This is a genomic window from Pseudoalteromonas sp. M58, assembly GCF_042604605.1.
Taxonomy (GTDB): domain Bacteria; phylum Pseudomonadota; class Gammaproteobacteria; order Enterobacterales; family Alteromonadaceae; genus Pseudoalteromonas; species Pseudoalteromonas tetraodonis.
The window spans coordinates 1,259,175-1,280,101 of the sequence record NZ_CP152390.1 but is presented as its reverse complement, the minus strand read 5'-3'; the positions used below and the strand labels follow the sequence as shown (position 1 = coordinate 1,280,101).

Genomic DNA, 20,927 nt, shown 5'->3' with positions numbered 1-20,927 from the left:
CTTAAAACTCTGGCGCGATGGTTATATTAATATTCTTTAATTGTTCGAATACGTCTTTATCTTTCGATACCGGTAATGTGTCAGCCATGCGAACCGCTCTTAAAGCAGCTTCACACACTAACTTATCACCGCCTAACGACTTAACCTGCGTAACCAAGCCATTAAACCCAAGACGGAGATTAATGCGGCATTGCTGGTTTTTCATTTTTTCATCAATTAATAAGTTTTGCTGAATACGCGCCATAATTAATGCACGGTATTTATCAACTTCACTCACTACTTGCTGTTGACGTATTTTATTACGAGCAGCCTGCTCTTTGGCAAGTTGCTCTTGCAGTATTTGTTCTTGCAATGCTTGCTGACGTTTACGCTCGGCTTCTTCAGCACGTTTTTTACGCTCTTCTTCCGCTTTTTTAAGCGCGGCTTCTTCGGCTTTGCGTTTGTCGGCAGCCGCTTTAGCAGCATCTTCAGCTTCTTGCTTTTGCTTTTGCGCTTGTTTGGCTTTTGCTCGCTCACGTTGTTCTATTTCGCGGGCTTTTTTAGCTTGAGCTTCGGCTTCGGCTCTTTCTTTCTCTTTAGCTTTGCGCTGCTGCTCTAGCTTTTTAATGCGTCTTGCTTCAGATTCACTTTGCTTACGTGCATCGGCTGCACGGCGCTCTAAATCACGAATGCGTTTATCTTCAGCGCGCTTTTTATCTTCTTCTTTTTTGCGTAACTCAGCAATTTTTTGCTCAACCTGCTGTTGATCCACGGTCACAGCAGACACCGCATTTTCTGGCTCAGGAATGGCGGCATTAAGCGTCACTTCCATTACTTTAGGTTTAGGTGGATGAATGTTTGCTGATGCATACAAAAATCCCCCTAATGCTAAATGCAGTATTACTGATTTGATTAACGACGTATTCATATGACTACTTGGTCCCCTCAAAGGATTCGGTCATTAAGCCTACCGATGGTACACCTGCATTCTTCAAAAAATCCATGAGCAGTAACACTTCTTGATACGACACTTTACCTGAGCCTTTAATCATTACTGGGGTATCAGGGTTTTTCATTAGTTGTAGTTTAATTACAGCGGCTACATCTAATGCTTCCATTGGCTCTTCCGGATCAGTACCTATGCTTACATAATACTTACCTTGCGAATCAATAGAGGCAATAATGGGCGGCGTATCTTTGGTATCAACTAAGTCTGACTCTTCCATTTTTGGTAGGTCTACTTTTACGCCATGGGTTATTAATGGCGCAGTGGCCATAAATATAATAAGCAACACCAACATTACATCAATGTATGGTACTACATTAATTTCTGCGACTGGGCGACGCTTTTTACGCTGGTACATTCGCTTGAGCCTCTATTTGGGTAGCTGCTTGACGGTGTAAAATATTGGCAAATTCTTCCATAAAGTTAATGTAATGAGATTCTAACTTTTCAACCTTATTAGCAAATCGGTTATAGGCAATAACGGCAGGAATAGCCGCAAATAAACCCATTGCTGTTGCAATCAAAGCTTCTGCTATACCTGGTGCAACCATTTGTAAGGTTGCTTGTTTTACTTCACCTAAGGCAATAAAGGCATTCATAATACCCCATACTGTACCAAACAAACCTATGTAGGGGCTAATTGACCCAACGGTTGCTAAAAACGATAAGCTTGATTCTAGTTTTTCTATTTCACGAGAAAGCGCAACCCGCATTGAACGGTGCGTGCCTTCCATAACAATGCCTGCACTTTGAAAGGTATTTTTTTTGTGGCGTGCAAACTCTTTAAAACCTGAGGTGAATAACGCTTCAATACCCGTTGATTGACCACCGCGTGATGAAATTTCGTTATATAGCTTACTTAGGTCAACACCAGACCAAAAACGTTGCTCAAATTTTTTGGCATTTGCTAAGGCGTCAGAGATGGCTTTTTTACGTTGAAAAATAATAGCCCACGACATAACCGACATAGCAACCAACGCTAGCATTACTAATTGCACAAGCAAACTGGCTTCTAGAATTAGATCTAAAAAATTAAGCCCTGATCCCACGTTAAACTCCTAAATAATTAAAAACATCAAATTGATTTATTTGAGTAAGGTAACTTTGTAACACATTAGCCACCATTAAAGTTCAGCTAGTGTATCTAGTGTATTTCCTGCTGACAACGATATTGCTGTGAATAGCCAACAAAAAACGTTAAAAAAATAGTTTTACTACTTAACTCTTGTTTTACTGTATAAATAAATAACAATAAAGCTATCTGTAAGCCCGCTTAACTTCACTAAAGAGTCACAAAAATACGCTGTTTATTCAAAATTAATGCATAAGCACTCATAAACACTACACGCTTACCTTAACGTAATAGTAAAACTAATACCGAACGTTTATATGTTAATATACATAAACAAAGCATTTCATTAACTTATAGAATTAATGGTTAATTAACATGCAACATTAAGTAAAAACAGAAAGCCCCTGCTATTAGTTTTTTTAATCTGAAAATATAAATTTTCTAGTTTGAACAAATTCTGCCGCTTCGGTATTATTCTTCCATACCGAGCTAGCGCATTAAATGAAAGCTATTTCATTGAATCCAGTTCTTCGTAATATGATTTATTTCGTATTACTTTTTTACTTCTTGGGGTATGACCTCAATAAGTAAAACGTAGTTCCCTAGATTACTTCCTTAAACTTGTTGTTTGCCCGCATTATTTGCGGGCTTTTTTTTGCCCGCAATTTGTCAAATCAGCTACACTCGGCCTCAGTAACGTTACAGCAGGCGCACAATAGCCTGATATGTCTTAACGCTCAGTGAATTATTGGCAAAGTAAAATACGTCTAAATTTAGCCTTTGCTCATACTAAAAAGCCACTGTCGTTAAAATGACAGTGGCTTTAGAAAGAGTCTAGTTATTCTGGTTATTTAATCTTTTTTAGGTAACAAGCCAAAATGGTGGTACGCATTATCAGAGACAATTCGCCCTCGCGGCGTACGCTGAATAAATCCTTGTTGAATTAAAAAGGGTTCAATCACATCTTCTATGGTTTCTTTCTCTTCGCCTATTGCCGCGGCTAAGTTGTCAAGGCCAACAGGGCCACCCATAAACTTTTCGATGATGGCGAGTAAATATTTACGATCCATGTAATCAAAACCGCTTTTATCAACGTCAATCATGTCGAGGGCTTGTTGGGCCACCTCAGCATTAACCGTACCGTCTGACTTTACTTGGGTGTAATCGCGCACTCGGCGCAATAAACGATTTGCAATACGTGGCGTACCGCGCGAACGTTTGGCTATTTCGGCCGCGCCATCGTCACACATTTCTAAACTAAGATAATGCGCTGAGCGCCCCACAATATGCGATAAGTCTTCCACAGAGTAAAACTCTAAGCGCTGAACAATACCAAAACGGTCACGCAGTGGAGAAGTTAATGATCCCGCACGGGTAGTTGCACCAATGAGTGTAAATGCGGGTAAATCAAGCTTAATAGAACGCGCTGCAGGGCCTTCACCTATCATAATATCGAGCTGGTAATCTTCCATTGCCGGGTAGAGTATTTCTTCAACTTGCGGGCTCAAACGGTGAATTTCATCAATAAACAGTACATCACCCTCTTCAAGGTTAGTGAGTAATGCGGCTAAATCGCCCGCTTTTTCAAGCACAGGCCCAGACGTGGTTTTAATATTTACGTTTAATTCGTTCGCCACAATATTAGCAAGCGTGGTTTTACCTAAGCCTGGTGGGCCAAATATCAATAAGTGATCCAACGCTTCGCTGCGGCTACGCGCAGCTTCAATAAATATTTCCATTTGTTGCTTAACATGCGGCTGACCACGATAGTCGGCCAATAACTTAGGCCTAATAGCACGGTCTATGGTGTCTTCGTTGGTTTTTTCAGCAGCATCTATTAAGCGATCAGCTTCGATCATAATTTACTCACAGCATTGATTTCAAAGATTCTTTAATTAGAACCTCAGTCGACATATCGGGTTTGCTTACTGATTTTACTGCTTTTTGCGCTTGTGGCAATTTATAACCGAGCGCCACTAACGCCGAAACCGCATCATCGGCCGCATTATTGGCTATAGTTGCATCGCTCGCAGGCTCTATTACGGCGCTATCGCTAAATGGGGTAAATAAGTCATTACCCCAATTTTTTAATCTGTCTTTCATTTCGAGCACTAAGCGCTCTGCGGTCTTTTTGCCCACCCCTGGCAATTTAACCAAGGCAGTGGCATCTTCATTATTTACACAACTTACAAACTGCTGCGCCGACATGCCCGACAAAATGGCTAAGCCTAATTTAGGCCCTACTCCATTGGCTTTTAACAGCTCTCTAAATAACGCACGTTCGGTTTTATTATTAAAGCCAAACAATAACTGTGCGTCTTCGCGTACTACAAAATGAGTGTACACAATGGCGTTGTCACCGACTTTAGGCAAATCGTAAAAACAGGTCATTGGCATTTGTACTTCGTAGCCAACGCCGCTCACTTCTAATAGTATTTCTGGGGGCTGTTTTTCAACTAACACGCCGTTTAAGCGACCTATCATTGTTATTTCCTTAGACGTCCTCTAACGGTTTTGCTTGCGCTACCCGCTAGTTTTATTAAATTTTGTTCAGAGTGGGCATGGCAAATTGCAATTGCAAGCGCATCCGCCGCATCGGCTTGCGGCGTACCTGGCAGTTTAAGTATGTTTTTAACCATATGTTGAACTTGCGATTTATCTGCCCCACCGTTACCCACAACGGCTTGCTTTATTTGCCGTGCTGAGTATTCAAAAACCGGTAAGTCGGCCATAGAGGCACCGACAATCGCAGCACCACGGGCTTGACCTAGCTTTAAAGCAGAATCAGGGTTACGCGCCATAAATACTTTTTCTATAGCAAATGTTTCAGGCGAAAATTGCTCTATAAGTTGCGTAATGCCCCGGTAAATCATTTTAAGTCGGGTGGGAAAGTCATGATCGGCTAATTTAATACAGCCACTGCCTAAGTATGTAAACTTGGCACCTTGATGCGCAACCACACCGTAACCCGTTAAACGCGAGCCCGGATCGATCCCTAAAATTATGGCCAAACAGCACTCTCATTATTGTTATTTATTAATAGTGCTAATAATGCCAGAGCACTGTATAAATTACCAGTACAAAGCAAAAACAAAAATGCCTACTTAAAAAGTAGGCATTTAAACGCTATTTGGCTGGAAAGTTTACGCCAATGCGCGCACTAAGCCTTGGGTATTTTGTTTAAGCGTACGGGCAATCATAAAATAGCCTAATCCTGCTACAAACACGCCGCCAGCAACGGGGCCTATAATCCATATGTTAGGATGCAGCTTACCCGCTAAATCAAACATTTGCTGCTGCACTAATAACAGTGCTATATCACTGAAAAATGCAGCCACCAGTCCGGCTAAACCGCCCAGTAATAAAAACTCATACAAGGTGGCATTTTTGATTAATCGGCTTTTAGCACCTAACGTACGCAGTATCACAATTTCTTGCATCCGCTCACCTAAGCTCGCTTGCACCTGCGATATAAGTACCAACGCGCCACACAACACCACTATAGCCAGTACAAAACCAATAGCTAACGACACTTGCTCAATAGTCGATTGAATTTGTTTAACAAAGTTGTCTACATCAATCGCTGTAATAGTGGGATATGCCCGCAATAGCTGGCTAAAGTCACGCTTTTGCTCAGGCTCAATACGTACTGATGAAATATACGTGGCCGGAAAGCTGCTCAACACATCAGGGCTTAAAATAATGAAAAAGTTAGGTTTAAGCGTGGCCCAATTAACTTTACGTACACTGGTAATTTTAGCGTCGAACGACTGCGCACCAATTAAAAACGTAAGGGTATCGCCCATTTTCACATCAAGGCGCTTCATCATCGACTCTTCAAGTGAGGCCTCAGCTACTGCGTCATCGCCAAACCACTGGCCATCTATAATGTCATTTTGTGAGGGGACTTCGTTAAGCCAAGTTAAGTTAAGCTCGCGGCCAATTCCTGAGCGGGCTTCTTCGTCTTTTTTCTCGTTGTCTTGCAATGACACTTCACGTGCTACTGCTTCGCCATTTACTGCATTCACGCGGCCACGAATCGTTGGGTAAAACTCCGACACTTGAATGCCTTTTTGCGCTAAGTATTCATTTACCGGATCCAGCTCATTTTGCGTAATATTAACCAAAAAGGCATTAGGTGCATCGCTTGGTAACTGAGACTGCCAATCCGAAATAATGTCGTTTTTTAGCACAATTAAAAACAACAGTAATTTAATCGCTAGCGAAAAACTAATTAGCTGCACCGCATTAACGTTGGCGCGTTTTTGAATAGACGCAATAGCCAACGACCAGCTGTTACCTGGCTTTAAACCAAGCTTTCGGCCCCCGCCAAATATTAATTTAGAAATTAAAAACAACACTAAAATAAGCGCAAGCGTTGAGGCAAATAAAATAAGGGTAATTTTAATATTGTTACTAAATAACCACATTAATAAAAATACCGTTAAGGCGCTAAGCCCTAAATGGATTTTACTTACCGCAAGGCGGTCGCCTAAATTACGGCGAAGCACTCTAAGTGGTGGAATATCAAATAAATCTAACAATGGCTTAATAGAAAACATAACCGCACAAATAACCCCGGTGCTAATGGCGACTAACCACGGTTCAAACCCTGCCATGGGCAGTTCGGTTCCCATGCTTTTTGCAAGGTAACCAGTTGCAACTTCTTGTAAGCCGTAACCAATAGCAAGGCCAACGACTACCGCCATGGTACACACCATTAATAAGTGCATAAGGTAAATTTTGCGGATCATATCGCGGCTGCCACCTAAGGTTTTCATCATTGCGACTGGGTCATATTGGCGCTCACAATAACGCTTAGCCGATACTGCAATAGCAACCGCGGCTAATATAATGCCCAGCAAACCTGCTAACAATAAAAAGCTTTCGGCTCTGTTTAAGCTATTTGAAATAGGAGACTGGCGGTCTTTTACACCATACCAATTTTGGTTTTCTTTGAGTTGCGGCTTTAACCAATCGTAAAAACTGTTGATGTCGCTTTCATCACCTGCATATAACTGGCGGTAAAATACGCGACTGCCTGGCTGTATTACTTCGGTTTTTGCCACATCATCTATGTTTATAAGCACCCTGCGGCTACTTGAAAACACATTAAATGGCGCATCGGGTTCTTCAACAATTACCTTTTCAACGTTAAATAACGCGGCACCTAATTCAACTTGGTCGCCTACGTTTATGTTTAAGCTATAAAAAACTGATTCACTTAACCATACATTACCAGGGCTTGGCGCACCGGGTGCAACCTCAGTTTGAGCATTCAAACCCGACTTAACTTTCAATTGGCCTTTAAGCGGGTAACTGTTTGATGCAGCCTTTACCGAGCTAAACTGCATTTGATCGTTTGCAAACAGCATAGTGTCAAAGTACACCATTTGTGCAGTTTGTAAGTTTTGTTGTTCTGCTTTGGTTATAAAGGCGGTATCTATGGCGTGATTGCTGGCAAGAACACGATCTGCTGCTATAAATGCACTGCTTTTTTGCGCAATACTTTGTGCAATTCGCTCAGTTACCATAGATAAAGTAAGCACGGTTAATACCGCCAGTGCAATGGCTGCGCTTATTACGGTTAGTTCACCACGGCGAAACTCACGGGAAAATAGTTTAAGCGCTAATTTAGCCCACATTTGCCATTTCCTCTGTTGAATTTTGTACCAGCTCCCCCGCCTCTATTTGAATAATGCGTTCACATTTTTGCGCTAAGGCTTCATCGTGAGTGACTAAAATGAGGGTTGTTCCGTTTTGCTTATTTAAATCAAATAATAACGACTCAATCATATGGCCATTTTTGCTATCTAAGTTAGCTGATGGCTCATCGGCAAACAATATTTTTGGCGAACCCACAAACGCACGGGCAATCGCAACACGCTGCTGCTCACCACCAGATAACTGCGACGGGTAATGATCAACCCGATGGCTTAAGCCTACTTTTTCAAGCAAAGCGAGCGCTTGTTCTTTGGCGTCTTCTTTACCTGCAAGCTCTGCCGGTAGCATCACGTTTTCAAGTGCAGTTAAACTTTGTACCAACATAAAAGACTGAAACACAAAGCCAACTTTTGCAGCTCTGAGTGCGGCCCGCGCTTCTTCGTCTAATTCGTGCAGCGGCTCCCCATCTAACATTACTTCGCCGCTGCTTGCCGTATCAAGCCCTGCTAATAAACTTAATAAAGTGGATTTACCTGAGCCCGACGTGCCAACAACAGCAACAGACTCACCGTGCTTGACATTAAAGCTGATGTCGCTGAGGATGGACAACTCACCTTCAAGGGTAGATACAACTTTAGACAAACCATTTACTTGAATTATATTTAATTGAGAAAGCGCTGACATATGACTCATTCAATCCTACGTTTTGTATTTATTTTATTTTTAGTTATTAACCCGCTTACTGCGGCAGCTAACAACACGATTTTAATACTTGGTGACAGTTTAAGCGCAGCCTATGGCTTAAAACAAGAACAAGGCTGGGTGCAATTGTTACAAGATAAATACGATGCCGAGCAACGCAATATCAACTTAGTTAATGCCAGTATTAGTGGTGAAACCACTGGTGGCGCCCTGCGCAGACTTGATGCATTGCTTGAGCAATATCAACCAACTCATGTGCTCATAGAGCTTGGCGCTAATGACGGTCTACGCGGTTTTCCAGTTACTAAAATGCAAGACAACTTGACCGCTCTAATTGAAAAAAGCCAAGCAATAGATGCACAAACCGCGCTAATGGAAATTTATATTCCACCTAACTATGGCCCACGTTACAGTAAAATGTTCACCGATAGCTTTGCCAGTGTTAGTAAAGCCACAGGCTCGTATTTAATGCCGTTTTTTGTACTTAAAGTAGCAGGCAAAAGCGAGCTAATGCAAAACGATAACTTACACCCTAACAAAACTGCGCAACCAATACTACGAGATGAAATGTATAACACGATCAACCAGTGGTTAAATAAAGAGTAAGGCCGTGTAAAACTTCTGGCGCAAGCGCTTAATATTAAACGCTTGCGCAATAAACATCCAAACAAACAAATGCTTATTGATTTTTTTAAAAATACACGTACTATTGCAGTCGAAGTCGGTATGTGGCGCAGCTTGGTAGCGCACTGTCATGGGGTGGCAGGGGTCGAGAGTTCGAATCTCTCCATACCGACCATTTAAATCCCTTCAAAACTTAGTTTTATTCAATAAAAACCATTTTCCTTTCGTTCTACCTAATTTAATACAAAAAAATATCGTACAATTATCGCACCAACCAATTTATTGACTGTTTTTCTGCTTTTTGATTTCCATGGTATTTAGATTATGTGGCATCACACCTCGTTTAAATACTTTTCAAATAATAATTAAAAACACCATTCAACCGGTTAATATGGATAGTGTTTAAGCTAAAATTATTTATTCTATGGGTTTAGCCCATGGTTATTAATGTCTTAAAGCCTTTTAGCAATAAAAAACTGATAACCAAATTCGCCTAAATGAGATTTATATAAATCTATTTCATTTTGAATATCAACCACAGCTCGTGACCCAGTCATTTTTAATGCAACATCTTGTAAGCGCTGTTCAAGTGGCTCGTAATAATTCTTCCAAGCCTGCTCTGATACTGTAAATGTATGCTGAAGCTGGTAGCCCGCTTTTTCTATTTGTGATTTACGAGTATTAACTGTTTGTATATCTGGATAATCGCTCTTCCAATAATCAATAGCATCTTGACTTGGGCTGTCAGTTAACCAAACTAAATCGCTAAAAACCAAAGCGCCATCGTCGATGAGTAACGATTTCCATTTTTTTAGGGCGTTTTCTATACCCATTACATAAGCCGAGGCTTCAGCCCAAATAACGTCAAACTTTTTAGTGCCAAAGTTTAATTCTGTCATGCTGATGCATTTAGTTGATACCCGCTCACTCAAGTTATGCTGCTTTATTTTATCTTCTAATTTATCAAGCGCACTTTGATCATTGTCAGTCGCTATTATTTCTGCGTTCGATAATCTTTCGAGTGATATTGTTGAGTTACCCTTACCACAACCAATCTCTAAAATTCGTTTAGGATTGTTACTAAGTAAATGAAACGCTTTTTTCGTGTCCTCTTCACTATTAGGCCCCCAAGATTCTAGTGCTGCAAATATGTTCATAAAATCTTGCATATATTTGTCATGTTCGTTCATATCTTTTGATAACCATCTAATTCTTAGAGCTTGCTTTTCGTTAAACCCTTGAGTTTTTAACCAGTCAATATGCGCATCTGGAGCGACTTCGCTAAGCATTTCATGCCATGACTTACTACTGTTTTCTCCTAATAGGGACGACAACAAAGCCAATGACTTTTGTTTTCGTTTAATGTCTTCTTCTAGTTCGCCATAACGAAACTTAAGAACAGACCTATCTAACTTACTATCGAGGCAAGATTTACATTCAGCCAAGCTCAGCCCACCACTTTGTAAGTGCTGAACTAAACGCACCTGCTGTAAATCTCTTTCGCTATATACTCGGTAGCCGTTTTCTAACCTCTTACTAGAAATTAGATTAAGCTTTTCGTAATAAAGTAAAGTTGTCCTCGACAAACCAACTAATGCACCTAGCTCAGAAATACGATACACATATAACTCCATACATTTTTAAGTGCGATGTTAAATGTAAACTATAGAGTAATAGACAGGTCAAGTGTCAACCTAAACTCTTTGTGTTGGTATGAAATTATTTTTGTAAATAGCTGGAAGAAACGCGCCTTTTTTATATACCTTACACTGAACAGTACGTCCATAATGACTCGCTAAAATATAAGAAGAAATCATTAAAATGAGCATTTAAATAACATGATCTTTCGCTAGATTTGCTGTTCATTACTTGTTCGACTATTACTATATTATGGGAACTAAATTTACTTGCGGGATGCTTGATGGACCTTAAAAAAGTAAATAAAAAATCTAACTCACCAAGTTTAACTGTAAATATGGATGAAGCATTTTTAACTCAACTAGTTAATTGTTTACCCATGGGGGCAATGGTAGTTAATACTGATGCTCAGATCCTTTTTGCCAATAATCAACTATCTGAAATACTAGGCTATGAGGATTCAGAACTCATAGGGATGAACATAGATAGTTTACTTCCAGCTCAATTTAAAGCCAATCATACCCACTTGATGAGTCAGTTTTTTGCTAACCCTCGAAAACGCTTAATGGGTGAAGGCCGTGAGTTATTTGCGAGTCAAAAAAGTGGTAAACAAATCCCAATTGAAATAGGTTTAAACCCAATACACGGACAACAAGAATTAGTTTTAGCTACATTGGTTGATATATCGCAAAGGCTGCGCGCAAATAATATGTTTCAACGATCTATTCAGGCTGCGCCACATGGTGTGTTAATAGTTGACCAAGCAGGCATTATACAAGCGGTAAATCAATCGTTATGCAAATCTTTTGGCTACAGTGAAATAGAACTACTCGATAAAAAAATGGAAATGCTATTGCCCCAGCGCTACCAAGGACATCACTCAGCACTTCGTCATTCATTCCACCGTGAACCCAGTGTAAGAAGTATGGGAGTAGGCAGAGATTTAACCGCGTTACACAAAGACGGTAAAGAATTCCCCGTTGAAGTGGGCTTGAGCCCTTTTATAAATACCAATGATGAAGACATGGTATTTGTTTCGTTGTTAGATATAACAGAACGAAAACGAATGGAAACTGAGCTAAAAGAAAATAACACAAGCCTGAAAGAGTTTACCTATGTAGCCTCTCATGATTTACGCTCTCCATTGCGGGGCATTTCAAACTTAATTGAATGGATTAAAGAAGATTTAGGCACTACCACGCCTGAAGTAGAATACAACTTAACGCGTATTGATGATCGTATTCATAAAATGGAGACGTTAATCGATAATTTATTGGCCTATGCAAGGGCGGGTAAAGCTACCCAAGATACTCAAGTAATCGATATGCATAAATTAATTTCTAACGTTACCGAACTGTTAGATTTACCGGCTGGAATGAAGCTTCATAAAGACATTCAATTAGATACTATCGTCACTGCATGGACGCCACTTGAAACCGTTGTCCGCAATTTATTAAGTAACGCCATTAAACACCACGACACTAAAGAGGGAACTATAGAGATTCGTTGTGTAGCAGAAAATACGCTTTGCCATATCACTGTGACTGATGATGGCCCCGGTATACCAGCAGAGGCTTACGAGCGTATTTTTAGTTTATTTCAAACAACCTCTGACGATAAGTCAGGCTCAGGTATTGGGCTGTCTATTAGTCGGCGTCTGGCACAAGCTCATGGTGGGCGCATTTCCGTTAGCTCAAATGAACCGCAAAAAGGGTCTACATTTCATGTTTGGTGGCCGCGCTTTGCAAGGAAAGAGAATTTATGATCAAAAATCTATCTATACTGCTTGTTGAAGACGATGATGTTGCCGCGGAAGCCGTAACAAGAAGCCTAAAAAAAGTGGATCCTAAAATTAAAATAATTTGGAAACAAAATGGAAAACTGGCGTTAGATGCGTTACGAGAAAAAGCACAACAAAAAGTAATATCAGAGCCCTACTTAGTATTGCTAGACCTGAATATGCCAGTGATGAATGGGTTTGAATTTTTAGAGCATATTCGTAAAGATAAAAAATTAAACGATACCGTTGTATTTATACTAACAACCTCCAATGAGGATAACGACCGCACTCGCGCGTACCATAACAACGTAGCAGGTTATATGGTGAAACATGCAATTGGCCCGCAGTTTGCCAAATTAGCGACACTTATGGATGCTTATATACATGCCGTTGAGCTTGAATAAGCCATTTTGCAAGAGATATGGATATGATAACTTCAATAGATAATTTTGAAACCTGCGACAGTATTAACCTACTCATTGTTGATGACGATGCGGTTGATAGAGAACAAATACGTCGTATGATATCTCGCTCAAATATACAGGCGAAAATTTCAGAGGCATCCTCTATTGAAAGCTCGATGTCTTATCTTGAACATGGTGAGTTTGATTGTGTCATTGTTGATTACCGATTAGGTATCGGATCGGGACTTACCCTGCTAAATAATATTAGAAAGACTGAAAATAACCACTGTGCTGTGATTATGGTCACGGGCTTGGGAGATGAAAAAATAGCAGCAGAAGCTATGCGGCTAGGAGCAAGCGATTATTTACTTAAAAATCAATTAAAAAGCGATCAGTTGATACACTCTATATCTAGCTCCATTCAACGCGCAAACTTAGAAAAAAAACTCCATGACATGGCACACTACGATAGCCTAACAGGCTTAGCAAGCCGCCCTATTTTAATTGATCAACTCCAACAGGCCATTACATCTGAGCAAAAGCTCGCCGTTGCCTATTTAGATTTAGATAATTTTAAACCCATTAATGACAAATACGGTCACGAAACCGGTGACTTCGTTTTGAAAACTATTGCCCAAAGACTAAAAAGCACATTACGCAAAGAAGATACACTCGCGCGTATTGGCGGAGATGAGTTTATCTTTTTATTAAGAGGGGCTGCGCACACGATACAAGAATATGAGACTCTGTTACAAGAGGTGCTGATTGAGGTAAACGACCCAATAAAATTAGCAGAGTTTTCGTGCTCCGTTCAAATTTCAGTCAGCATCGGCGTTGCACTTCCCAGTGATGATGGCTTAACTTGTGATGACATTTTACGCAGAGCCGATCAAACAATGTACCAAGCAAAAAGATCAGGAACAAACCGAATTCTGTTTTTTGATCCAGAAGAAGAAAGCCTAAGGCATGCAAAACATGATTTATTATTGGCTGCTGAAAAAGGCATTGCTCGCAAAGAGTTTATTCTTCATTATCAACCAAAGGTAAATTTGATGGATCACCAGTTGATTGGCGTTGAAGCCTTAATACGCTGGAATCACCCTACTTTGGGTTTACTTTATCCTGGTCACTTTTCAGAGGCATTAGAGCATCCACACATTGGTATTTTAATTGGTGAATGGGTACTTGCTGAGGCCTTAAAACAGCATAAAATTTGGACAAGAAATCATCTTTCTATGAGTGTGAACATCTCTCCAGCTCATTTACTTAGTGAGGGCTTTGTTGAAAACCTCAGAGAGTTACTCATCAGCACTAATAATATAAAACCAAAAACCCTCGAATTGGAAATTTTAGAGAGCACTACAATTGGAAACGTTGACCAAGCAGTCGACGTTCTCAATGGTTGTCGAAATTTAGGGGTAAGTATTGCGCTAGACGACTTTGGTACAGGTTACGCTTCGTTGAGTTACTTAAAAAAATTACCTTTAGATACATTAAAAATAGATCAAAGCTTTGTTAAAAAGCTCCTATCAGACCATGAAGACAAGTCCATCGTTACGTGTATCGTGGCGCTAAGTAAAGCATTTGGGTATAACCTAGTTGCAGAGGGGATAGAGTCACAAGAGCTCGAAAAAGTACTTATCGGTATGGGTTGCTATCATGGGCAAGGTTATTATATTGCCAAACCAATGTCTGCAGAGAAGATGAACTTATGGATAAAAAATATGACATCAACTAAGCACTGACCCTAAATAATATTCCTCTATTTGGGTTGCCAGTGGTACACATAAATCGGTGTTTGGTAAAAATCTTTAAGCTTGATCACGTTAGTTGGTTTATATGATGGCAAAGCGAAGGTGTTACTCACAATAGTGATTTTATTATTAACTACGTCATGTTTTAACTTTTCTTCAAGCGCTACCATACCACCAGGAAACAAGTAACACACCAGAGTAGACGCAGAACTGAGATCGGCATTTTTAAAGTCTTTACGATAGAGGGTAAGATTATTTAAACCCAAACTATATTTAAAAAGCACTGAAACCATCCAAGGAAACCACGATAACTCATAGCCAATAACCTGTTTATTAGGATGCTTTTTGGCAACCGGTATAACAAGCGTTCCCCAACCTGAACCTAAATCAATTAATGCGCCTTTTTCATCCATGCTTATTGCAGCAAGCATAGTTTGGCGCGCTTTGCTTGAGCTCATCATCGGTGAAATTCCCGTTTTTAGCGTTCCCCAAACAATAGATAAAGCGATTAGAAGGACTAAAAAGAAAAGTCCGATAGCAATAAAGTCCATACTAACTAACACCTAATAACGGTTGAATCATCATAATCTCACCTTATCGATTATTTTTTTCTATATAGTAAAACCATTACAAAGAGCACCGTTAGTATAAATTTATTTTATATTTAACACCTGTTTAAAATAAACCACAAAAAAAGCGCCATTTGGCGCTTTTTAAATTAGTAGTAAGGAATTAATGCTTACGCCCTACGCCGTTGCGCACCATGTCTTGGCCGCTTTGAAAAATCTCTTCGGTAATTTCGCGTGCTAATAAAAGTTGTTGCTTGTCATCAAACACCGCGACAAAACGGCTGCCGTCAGCATTGTTAGTTGCCATGCCCACGCCTGTTACGCCGGTTAAACCTAAGCCGCCGTTTTCAACTTGCAGTAAAAAGCTTTCAAGTTCAGCGAGGGTGTCGATTGCAGTTAGTTTGTTTTCCATTGTGGTTGCTCTATGTGTTGCTCGCCATAGCGAGTCTGTCAATAATATGCGGTTATTTTACAGCACACAGTAAAAACTTAAACCACCTTATAGGCAAAGTCATAACAACATTCTGTAAAGCAAAATTAAAAGTATTTGTAAAAACCCCGCAAATGCGGGGTTTTAAGTATTAGCTTTGCTTCATTGTGCCTTGTTGTTCAAGGCGGGTATGCCAGCTGAATGCTTCTTCTAAAATATGAGGCGTATGGCCGCCACGTACACAAGCACGCTCGTAGTAATCAAGCATAGCGTTGCGATAATCGGGGTGTACACAGTGTTTAATTACTTCAACAGCCCGTTCGCGTGGCGCTAATCCACGTAAATCAGCAAGGCCTTGCTCGGTCACTAAAATATCAACATCGTGCTCGGTATGATCGACATGGCTTACCATAGGTACCACGCTTGAAATAGCGCCGCCTTTAGCAATTGATTTAGTTACAAACACCGATACATGCGCATTACGTGCAAAGTCGCCTGAGCCACCAATACCGTTCATCATTTTAGTACCACACACATGAGTTGAGTTAACGTTGCCATATATATCAAACTCAAGTGCCGTGTTAATTGCAATAATACCTAAACGACGCACAATTTCAGGGTGATTCGACATTTCTTGTGGGCGAAGTACTAGCTTATCGCGGTACTTTTCAAGGTTATTAAATACTTGTGCGTTACAACGCTCTGATAAAATAATTGAACACCCAGAGGCAAAATTAAGTTTACCCGCATCAATTAAGTCAAAGGTAGAATCTTGTAGTACCTCTGAGTACATAGTGAGGTCTTTAAAATCTGAGTCTAGTAAACCCATCATGACTGCGTTGGCTATGTTACCAATACCCGCTTGTAATGGGCCTAAGTTTGCAGGCATGCGCTGTTGCGCTACTTCTTCTTTAAAAAAGTTAACTAAATGGCGTGCAATAGAGGCGGTATCGGCATCTGGGTCGGTTACTGTTGAAAATGAGTCACTTTGATTGGTAAATACAATACCCACAATTTTAGCCGGATCGATTGGAATAGCAGTACTACCGATACGGTCATCTACTTTCACTAGTGGCACGGGTGTACGCGTTGGACGGTACGATGGAATGTATATGTCGTGCAGCCCTTCAAGCTCTGGCTGATGTAACATATTAATTTCTACAATTACTTCTTTAGCAAAAATAGCAAAGCTTGCTGAGTTGCCCACTGACGTTGTAGGTACTATGTGGCCTTCTTCTGTAATAGCTACGGCTTCAATGACCGCTACATCTGGCATAGTTAACTGATGATTACGTAACTGTTCAACAGTTTCTGATAAATGCTGGTCAATAAACATGACCTCACCGTTGTTAATTGCTTTACGTAATGTGCTGTCTACCTGAAATGGCATACGACGCGCTAACGCACCTGATTCAGTAAGTAGCTTATCTAAGTCGTTACCTAATGACGCGCCCGTCATTAGGTTAATTTTCATTGGGTTTTCACGTACACGCTCGGCAAGTGCACGTGGTACAGCTTTCGCTTCACCAGCACGAGTAAAGCCACTCATGCCCACGGTCATGCCGTCTTTAATAAATAAACTGGCCTGCTCTGCAGACATCACTTTGTTGTGTAAGTCACTACGACGAATTCGTTCTAATTGCATTTGGAACCCCTTAAACCCCATTATTATTTGGGCGCTATTCTAAGTATTTCCTTATGCTTCGTAAGCTAGACCTAAGTCTCATTTACGCATAGTTGGTATAAAAACGTTGAAGAGCGCTTTAATTATGTACACTTTATTACTTAACTTATTGCTGTTATTGGGGTTAGAATACCAAAAGATTTATTCAGTGATTTAACTAAACAAGCTTAAAATGAAATATAATTAATTTAAATCAATTACTTATAAATTCAGCCAGGAAAGTTGAGATTATAAATTGTATAAAAATAAAGCCGTACAGGCCAAATCTTACAAAATAATAAACTGGTCATTCATTGGGCAGTAACCTTGTAAGGAATAGAATCTACAGTTTACGTATTAAGGAAAATACATGGATTTGTCTGACGAAGAAATTAACTTTTTATCTGGGTTGTTTGAACCTAGTCAAAGTACAGCATTAATTAATGAAACAAAACTAACAGTACAAACATCAATACCAGATGGTATTGCGCATTTACTTGGTCAGGCTAAATTAACCCTATTAGCAGAAGTAGCTCATTACCAACTGTGGTTTCCACTTCAATTTAAAACCGATGAATTAGGCCATTTCAGTACTGTGTTAGCAGCCCCAGAAGTGATTGATACTAAAGGCACTCAACGTAGCTGGCGATTAAGTGAATTAAATATTCAAAGCCAAGGTTTTTGCATTGAATCTATCTCAAGCACAGGAATATTTTTAAAACCCACATCAATAAACAGTGAACTTGATGAGTTGCAAAATATGCAATTTATTTTACCCAATGAAGCGGCTATATCATTAGACATAGAACCCGTTAGGCACAGTGAGTGTGGCATAGCAGCTAAAATAAAGCATATTCACCATGGTAAAGAGCAGTTAAGAGCGTATTTATTTGAAGTGCATAAACGTGAATATTCAAGCTTATATCAACTTGAGCATAAGCAAGAACTGGGGCTATCAAACTAAAAAGCCACACTAATTAAGTGTGGCTTTACGGATTAAATAAACTTAATTTAGGTCATTTTTACTTTAATCGTTTTGCTATTTCAGCAACGCGCTCACCGTATAAACGAGCCGTTTCTAAATCGCCTGATGGAATAGCCGTTTCGTCAGCATCAGTAGGTGATTGTACTAATACGCCAACCGAACCGCCTAAGTTATTGATGTCTTGACGGGTTGATTCCAATTTATTGGCGGGTGGTAACCCTAGGCTTACCCAAATTCCACCATGCTGTGAAGCTAACGTTTGCATACTAATTAGGGTGACTTGTTTGTCGCCATTTAGGCTGCCGCTATTAGTAAAACCGCCAAACACTTTATCTTTCCAACCCATGGTAAACCACACTTTAGAGGTGGCATCAACAAACTTTTTAAACTGCCAAGGGTATGAGCCCATATAGGTAGGTGCACCAAAAATAATGGCGTCTGCATTGTTTAATGCATCCCAATCGGTGTCTTTAATATCACCATTTTCATCGATTGCAATAAGCTGAGCGTTTGCTCCATCAGCCACAAATTCCGCCACTTTTTTGGTATGGCCATATCCAGAAAAATAAATAACCGCTACTTTACTCATGAACCTTCCTTTTGTTGTGATTTAATAACACGCTTTAAATATAGTATGGCCGCTTAATCTAAAATCAACTAAGCAGCGTGTTTAATTAAATTAAAAGGTACTCACTGAAATTTCTAAATTACTCACCGCACAACCATACTGCTCAGCACTAATACGGTGATAAGCCGACTCAGGCTTAGTTGATAGACTAATAATAAACGCATCTTGCTGACCAACAGCTGTTTGTTCTTGGCTCAAGCACATGGCTTGCGTTAAAGAGCGCAATTTGGCATCCGTTAAAATACTGCCGAAACGCTGAACCGGCAAAGGCGGTATTTTAATTGCTGGCAATGCTTGGCTAATACTGCGCTGACTTAAGGTAAAATCATTATTTTTAATATCAATCACACTGCCAGCAGGCCAGTACGAGTAACTGTAGGTTTTAGTTTCAGCCTGAGCCTGCCCTGTTGATTTAACCATCACCACACCATTTTTACCAATTACGGTCATTAAATTCCCTGATTCAGATTTAATAACCACTAAGGCGGTGGTTTCGTCTACACCAAAACCAAATGCGGGTTGAGCTTGATTTGCACCAAGGCTGTCGAGCAAAGTGCCTAGTCTTAATGTACGGTTTCGCTCGCTAAAGTGTGTATCGAGTACACCGTAACTAAATGTGCCTAAACCCCCAAAGCGGTTGTAAGTTAAACTATCGCTGTTTGAGCGCTCACTGGGCGCATCAGTGGCTTGCGCGCCTTCTTTCAATGCCGATAAACTTGTGCCATTAGTGATCATAACCACATTACCACCGTGCGCTTGCCCGCCACTTTGCACTGCGGTGCCTGCACTTGTACCTACAACAACAGGGCGAGACTGTAACGCTTTTGTCCATGGATATGGCTGATTATTTTCATCAAACAATACCTTGCGCGTTAAGCTTTGATCGCCGCCATTAAACATAACACCGGTACTATTTTTGATTAGCTGCACTAGAGCGTCTGTGCCACTTTTACACAGCAAATATTCTGCTTGAGTGCGATCAGGGTAAATATGTTCACGTTGATATAGCCCCATTTCAGAGTGCCTAAGCGTGTTTAAATCATCACATTTATTGGTGGTTATTGCTTTAGCAAGCGCAGGGGTTAATGCAAGCCATTGTGAATTTACATTGGGAAAACGAAGTAATCCTTCGTAAAAATCAGCAGATTCATAAGGGTCTCTGCTTGAGGCGGTAATCGCTAGTATGCTCGGGTTAGTACTTTTTACTTTTAAACTGCCTGATATAAATTGCAAAATATCTGTCGCGGCGGATTCGCTATTAAGCGCGGTATTGACCTGCTCTTTTAGTCGCGTATTGTCGCCCTGCAGCTGCGCTACTTCAAGCATATCTATTACAAAATTGTATTCTTGATCCGTTAAACTATTGAGCTGTTTACTATCAATATCGCGCCATAACCATAACAGCTCTTTTTTTGACAATGTGGGTGATGATTTAGCCTGCATTGTTGCTAAATTTTTAATAGTTTTGTTTTTAGCTTGCGTATTTTTACTTGGCCATTGTTGCTTTATTTGACTAATTTTAGCGTGGGAGAGCGCAAATACATTATGTATTTTACCCGGAATTTGTGTGTTTTTTTCACAATTTTTAGGGCTTAAACTAGCACACGTTGTGAGTGCACCGCCGACTAATACTAACGTTTGTTCAGATTCTTTTGCGCTTAACTGCAGCGAAAAAGCAATGAAAAACGAAAAAAAAGCCGTTATTATGCGCGATTTAGCTAACCGTTTGTTTGGTAAATATATTCGTTCCATTATGTTATACTCATGTAAAAAATTATAAGAAATAACTTGCGAGAGCGTCTCTCACTTGCTATAAAAAAAAGGAACTTTAAAACGCGAGTAAGCTAGCACCCCTTTGCTGGCTTTGTCAAAAACCTTTTGGAATGAGAATTATGTTTAAAAAAGCACGTTTGCTTACAACATATTTCTACTCACCACACTACCTTTCGGAGTGGTTTGACGAGTAGCCCACCACCTCACTTTTTCACAGTGAGGGGCTTAGCGTGTCATTTCACCACTGCCCTGTCTA

At 40.2% G+C, this 20,927-nt stretch carries 19 protein-coding genes and 1 tRNA gene; 6 read left to right on the top strand and 14 right to left on the bottom strand.

What is annotated here, in order from left to right; genetic code table 11:
* Window position 1: 1 nt before the first annotated feature.
* The 8 genes from tolA to AAGD16_RS05910 all read right to left on the bottom strand — a co-directional run bounded on the left by tolA (window position 2) and on the right by AAGD16_RS05910 (window position 8,405).
* On the bottom strand, window positions 2–907 hold the full coding sequence (gene tolA, locus AAGD16_RS05945) for a cell envelope integrity protein TolA (protein WP_024601153.1): 906 nt from the start codon (window positions 905–907) through the stop codon (window positions 2–4).
* A gap of 4 nt (window positions 908–911) precedes the next feature.
* Window positions 912–1,343 carry a protein TolR gene (tolR, locus tag AAGD16_RS05940; RefSeq protein WP_016899822.1) on the bottom strand — a complete coding sequence of 144 codons (432 nt, stop codon included), beginning with the start codon at window positions 1,341–1,343 and terminating at the stop codon, window positions 912–914.
* Entirely contained in the window at window positions 1,330–2,034 is a 705-nt protein-coding gene (gene tolQ / locus AAGD16_RS05935; protein WP_016899821.1) for a protein TolQ, read from the bottom strand. Before tolQ ends, tolR begins: the two co-directional genes overlap by 14 nt.
* An 874-nt stretch (window positions 2,035–2,908) precedes the next feature.
* On the bottom strand, window positions 2,909–3,916 hold the full coding sequence (gene ruvB / locus AAGD16_RS05930; protein WP_013464636.1) for a Holliday junction branch migration DNA helicase RuvB: 1,008 nt from the start codon (window positions 3,914–3,916) through the stop codon (window positions 2,909–2,911).
* A gap of 7 nt (window positions 3,917–3,923) precedes the next feature.
* Window positions 3,924–4,541 (bottom strand): Holliday junction branch migration protein RuvA, encoded by a 618-nt coding sequence (gene ruvA, locus AAGD16_RS05925; protein WP_008114133.1) that lies wholly within the window; start codon window positions 4,539–4,541, stop codon window positions 3,924–3,926.
* 2 nt (window positions 4,542–4,543) lie between these two features.
* Complete coding sequence (gene ruvC / locus AAGD16_RS05920) at window positions 4,544–5,068, bottom strand: crossover junction endodeoxyribonuclease RuvC (protein ID WP_377114244.1); 525 nt, start codon at window positions 5,066–5,068, stop codon at window positions 4,544–4,546.
* Between the two features lie 132 nt (window positions 5,069–5,200).
* Window positions 5,201–7,702, bottom strand: a complete 2,502-nt coding sequence (locus AAGD16_RS05915; RefSeq protein WP_377114241.1) for an ABC transporter permease — start codon at window positions 7,700–7,702, stop codon at window positions 5,201–5,203.
* A complete protein-coding gene (locus tag AAGD16_RS05910) occupies window positions 7,692–8,405 on the bottom strand; it encodes an ABC transporter ATP-binding protein (RefSeq protein WP_008114127.1) in 714 nt (237 codons plus the stop codon). The genes AAGD16_RS05915 and AAGD16_RS05910 overlap by 11 nt, the downstream gene beginning before the upstream one ends.
* Between AAGD16_RS05910 and AAGD16_RS05905 the strand changes: the two genes are divergently transcribed.
* Together AAGD16_RS05905 and AAGD16_RS05900 are read left to right on the top strand one after the other, a co-directional pair.
* Entirely contained in the window at window positions 8,406–9,029 is a 624-nt protein-coding gene (locus tag AAGD16_RS05905) for an arylesterase (protein ID WP_033102626.1), read from the top strand.
* Window positions 9,030–9,145: 116 nt separating this feature from the next.
* Window positions 9,146–9,222 (top strand) — tRNA-Pro (locus AAGD16_RS05900).
* Window positions 9,223–9,499: 277 nt separating this feature from the next.
* Here the strand turns inward: AAGD16_RS05900 and AAGD16_RS05895 are convergent.
* Entirely contained in the window at window positions 9,500–10,669 is a 1,170-nt protein-coding gene (locus AAGD16_RS05895; protein WP_368485507.1) for a MerR family transcriptional regulator, read from the bottom strand.
* A gap of 299 nt (window positions 10,670–10,968) precedes the next feature.
* On the opposite strand from AAGD16_RS05895, the gene AAGD16_RS05890 reads away from it, so the two are divergent.
* The 3 genes from AAGD16_RS05890 to AAGD16_RS05880 are packed head-to-tail and all read left to right on the top strand — an operon-like array spanning window position 10,969 to window position 14,614.
* Complete coding sequence (locus tag AAGD16_RS05890; RefSeq protein WP_377114237.1) at window positions 10,969–12,450, top strand: PAS domain S-box protein; 1,482 nt, start codon at window positions 10,969–10,971, stop codon at window positions 12,448–12,450.
* Window positions 12,447–12,869 carry a response regulator gene (locus tag AAGD16_RS05885; RefSeq protein WP_013464629.1) on the top strand — a complete coding sequence of 141 codons (423 nt, stop codon included), beginning with the start codon at window positions 12,447–12,449 and terminating at the stop codon, window positions 12,867–12,869. Before AAGD16_RS05890 ends, AAGD16_RS05885 begins: the two co-directional genes overlap by 4 nt.
* A 23-nt stretch (window positions 12,870–12,892) precedes the next feature.
* Window positions 12,893–14,614, top strand: a complete 1,722-nt coding sequence (locus AAGD16_RS05880; RefSeq protein ID WP_377114234.1) for an EAL domain-containing protein — start codon at window positions 12,893–12,895, stop codon at window positions 14,612–14,614.
* A 17-nt stretch (window positions 14,615–14,631) separates the two neighbouring features.
* On the opposite strand, the gene AAGD16_RS05875 is transcribed toward AAGD16_RS05880, so the two are convergent.
* From AAGD16_RS05875 to AAGD16_RS05865, 3 genes are all read right to left on the bottom strand, one after another.
* Window positions 14,632–15,174, bottom strand: coding sequence for a hypothetical protein (locus tag AAGD16_RS05875; protein ID WP_377114231.1), 543 nt, complete (start codon window positions 15,172–15,174; stop codon window positions 14,632–14,634).
* A gap of 181 nt (window positions 15,175–15,355) precedes the next feature.
* Window positions 15,356–15,604 carry a hypothetical protein gene (locus AAGD16_RS05870; protein ID WP_377114228.1) on the bottom strand — a complete coding sequence of 83 codons (249 nt, stop codon included), beginning with the start codon at window positions 15,602–15,604 and terminating at the stop codon, window positions 15,356–15,358.
* Between the two features lie 169 nt (window positions 15,605–15,773).
* Window positions 15,774–17,267: an acetyl-CoA hydrolase/transferase family protein gene (locus tag AAGD16_RS05865; RefSeq protein ID WP_013464626.1), complete on the bottom strand. Its 1,494-nt coding sequence runs from the start codon at window positions 17,265–17,267 to the stop codon at window positions 15,774–15,776.
* A 388-nt stretch (window positions 17,268–17,655) separates the two neighbouring features.
* On the opposite strand from AAGD16_RS05865, the gene AAGD16_RS05860 reads away from it, so the two are divergent.
* Window positions 17,656–18,249 carry a hypothetical protein gene (locus AAGD16_RS05860; RefSeq protein WP_013464625.1) on the top strand — a complete coding sequence of 198 codons (594 nt, stop codon included), beginning with the start codon at window positions 17,656–17,658 and terminating at the stop codon, window positions 18,247–18,249.
* Window positions 18,250–18,307: 58 nt separating this feature from the next.
* On the opposite strand, the gene AAGD16_RS05855 is transcribed toward AAGD16_RS05860, so the two are convergent.
* Both AAGD16_RS05855 and AAGD16_RS05850 read right to left on the bottom strand, forming a co-directional pair.
* Window positions 18,308–18,859 carry a flavodoxin family protein gene (locus AAGD16_RS05855; protein ID WP_024601163.1) on the bottom strand — a complete coding sequence of 184 codons (552 nt, stop codon included), beginning with the start codon at window positions 18,857–18,859 and terminating at the stop codon, window positions 18,308–18,310.
* A 90-nt stretch (window positions 18,860–18,949) separates the two neighbouring features.
* Entirely contained in the window at window positions 18,950–20,650 is a 1,701-nt protein-coding gene (locus AAGD16_RS05850) for a cyanophycinase (RefSeq protein WP_377114223.1), read from the bottom strand.
* Window positions 20,651–20,927: the final 277 nt, after the last annotated feature.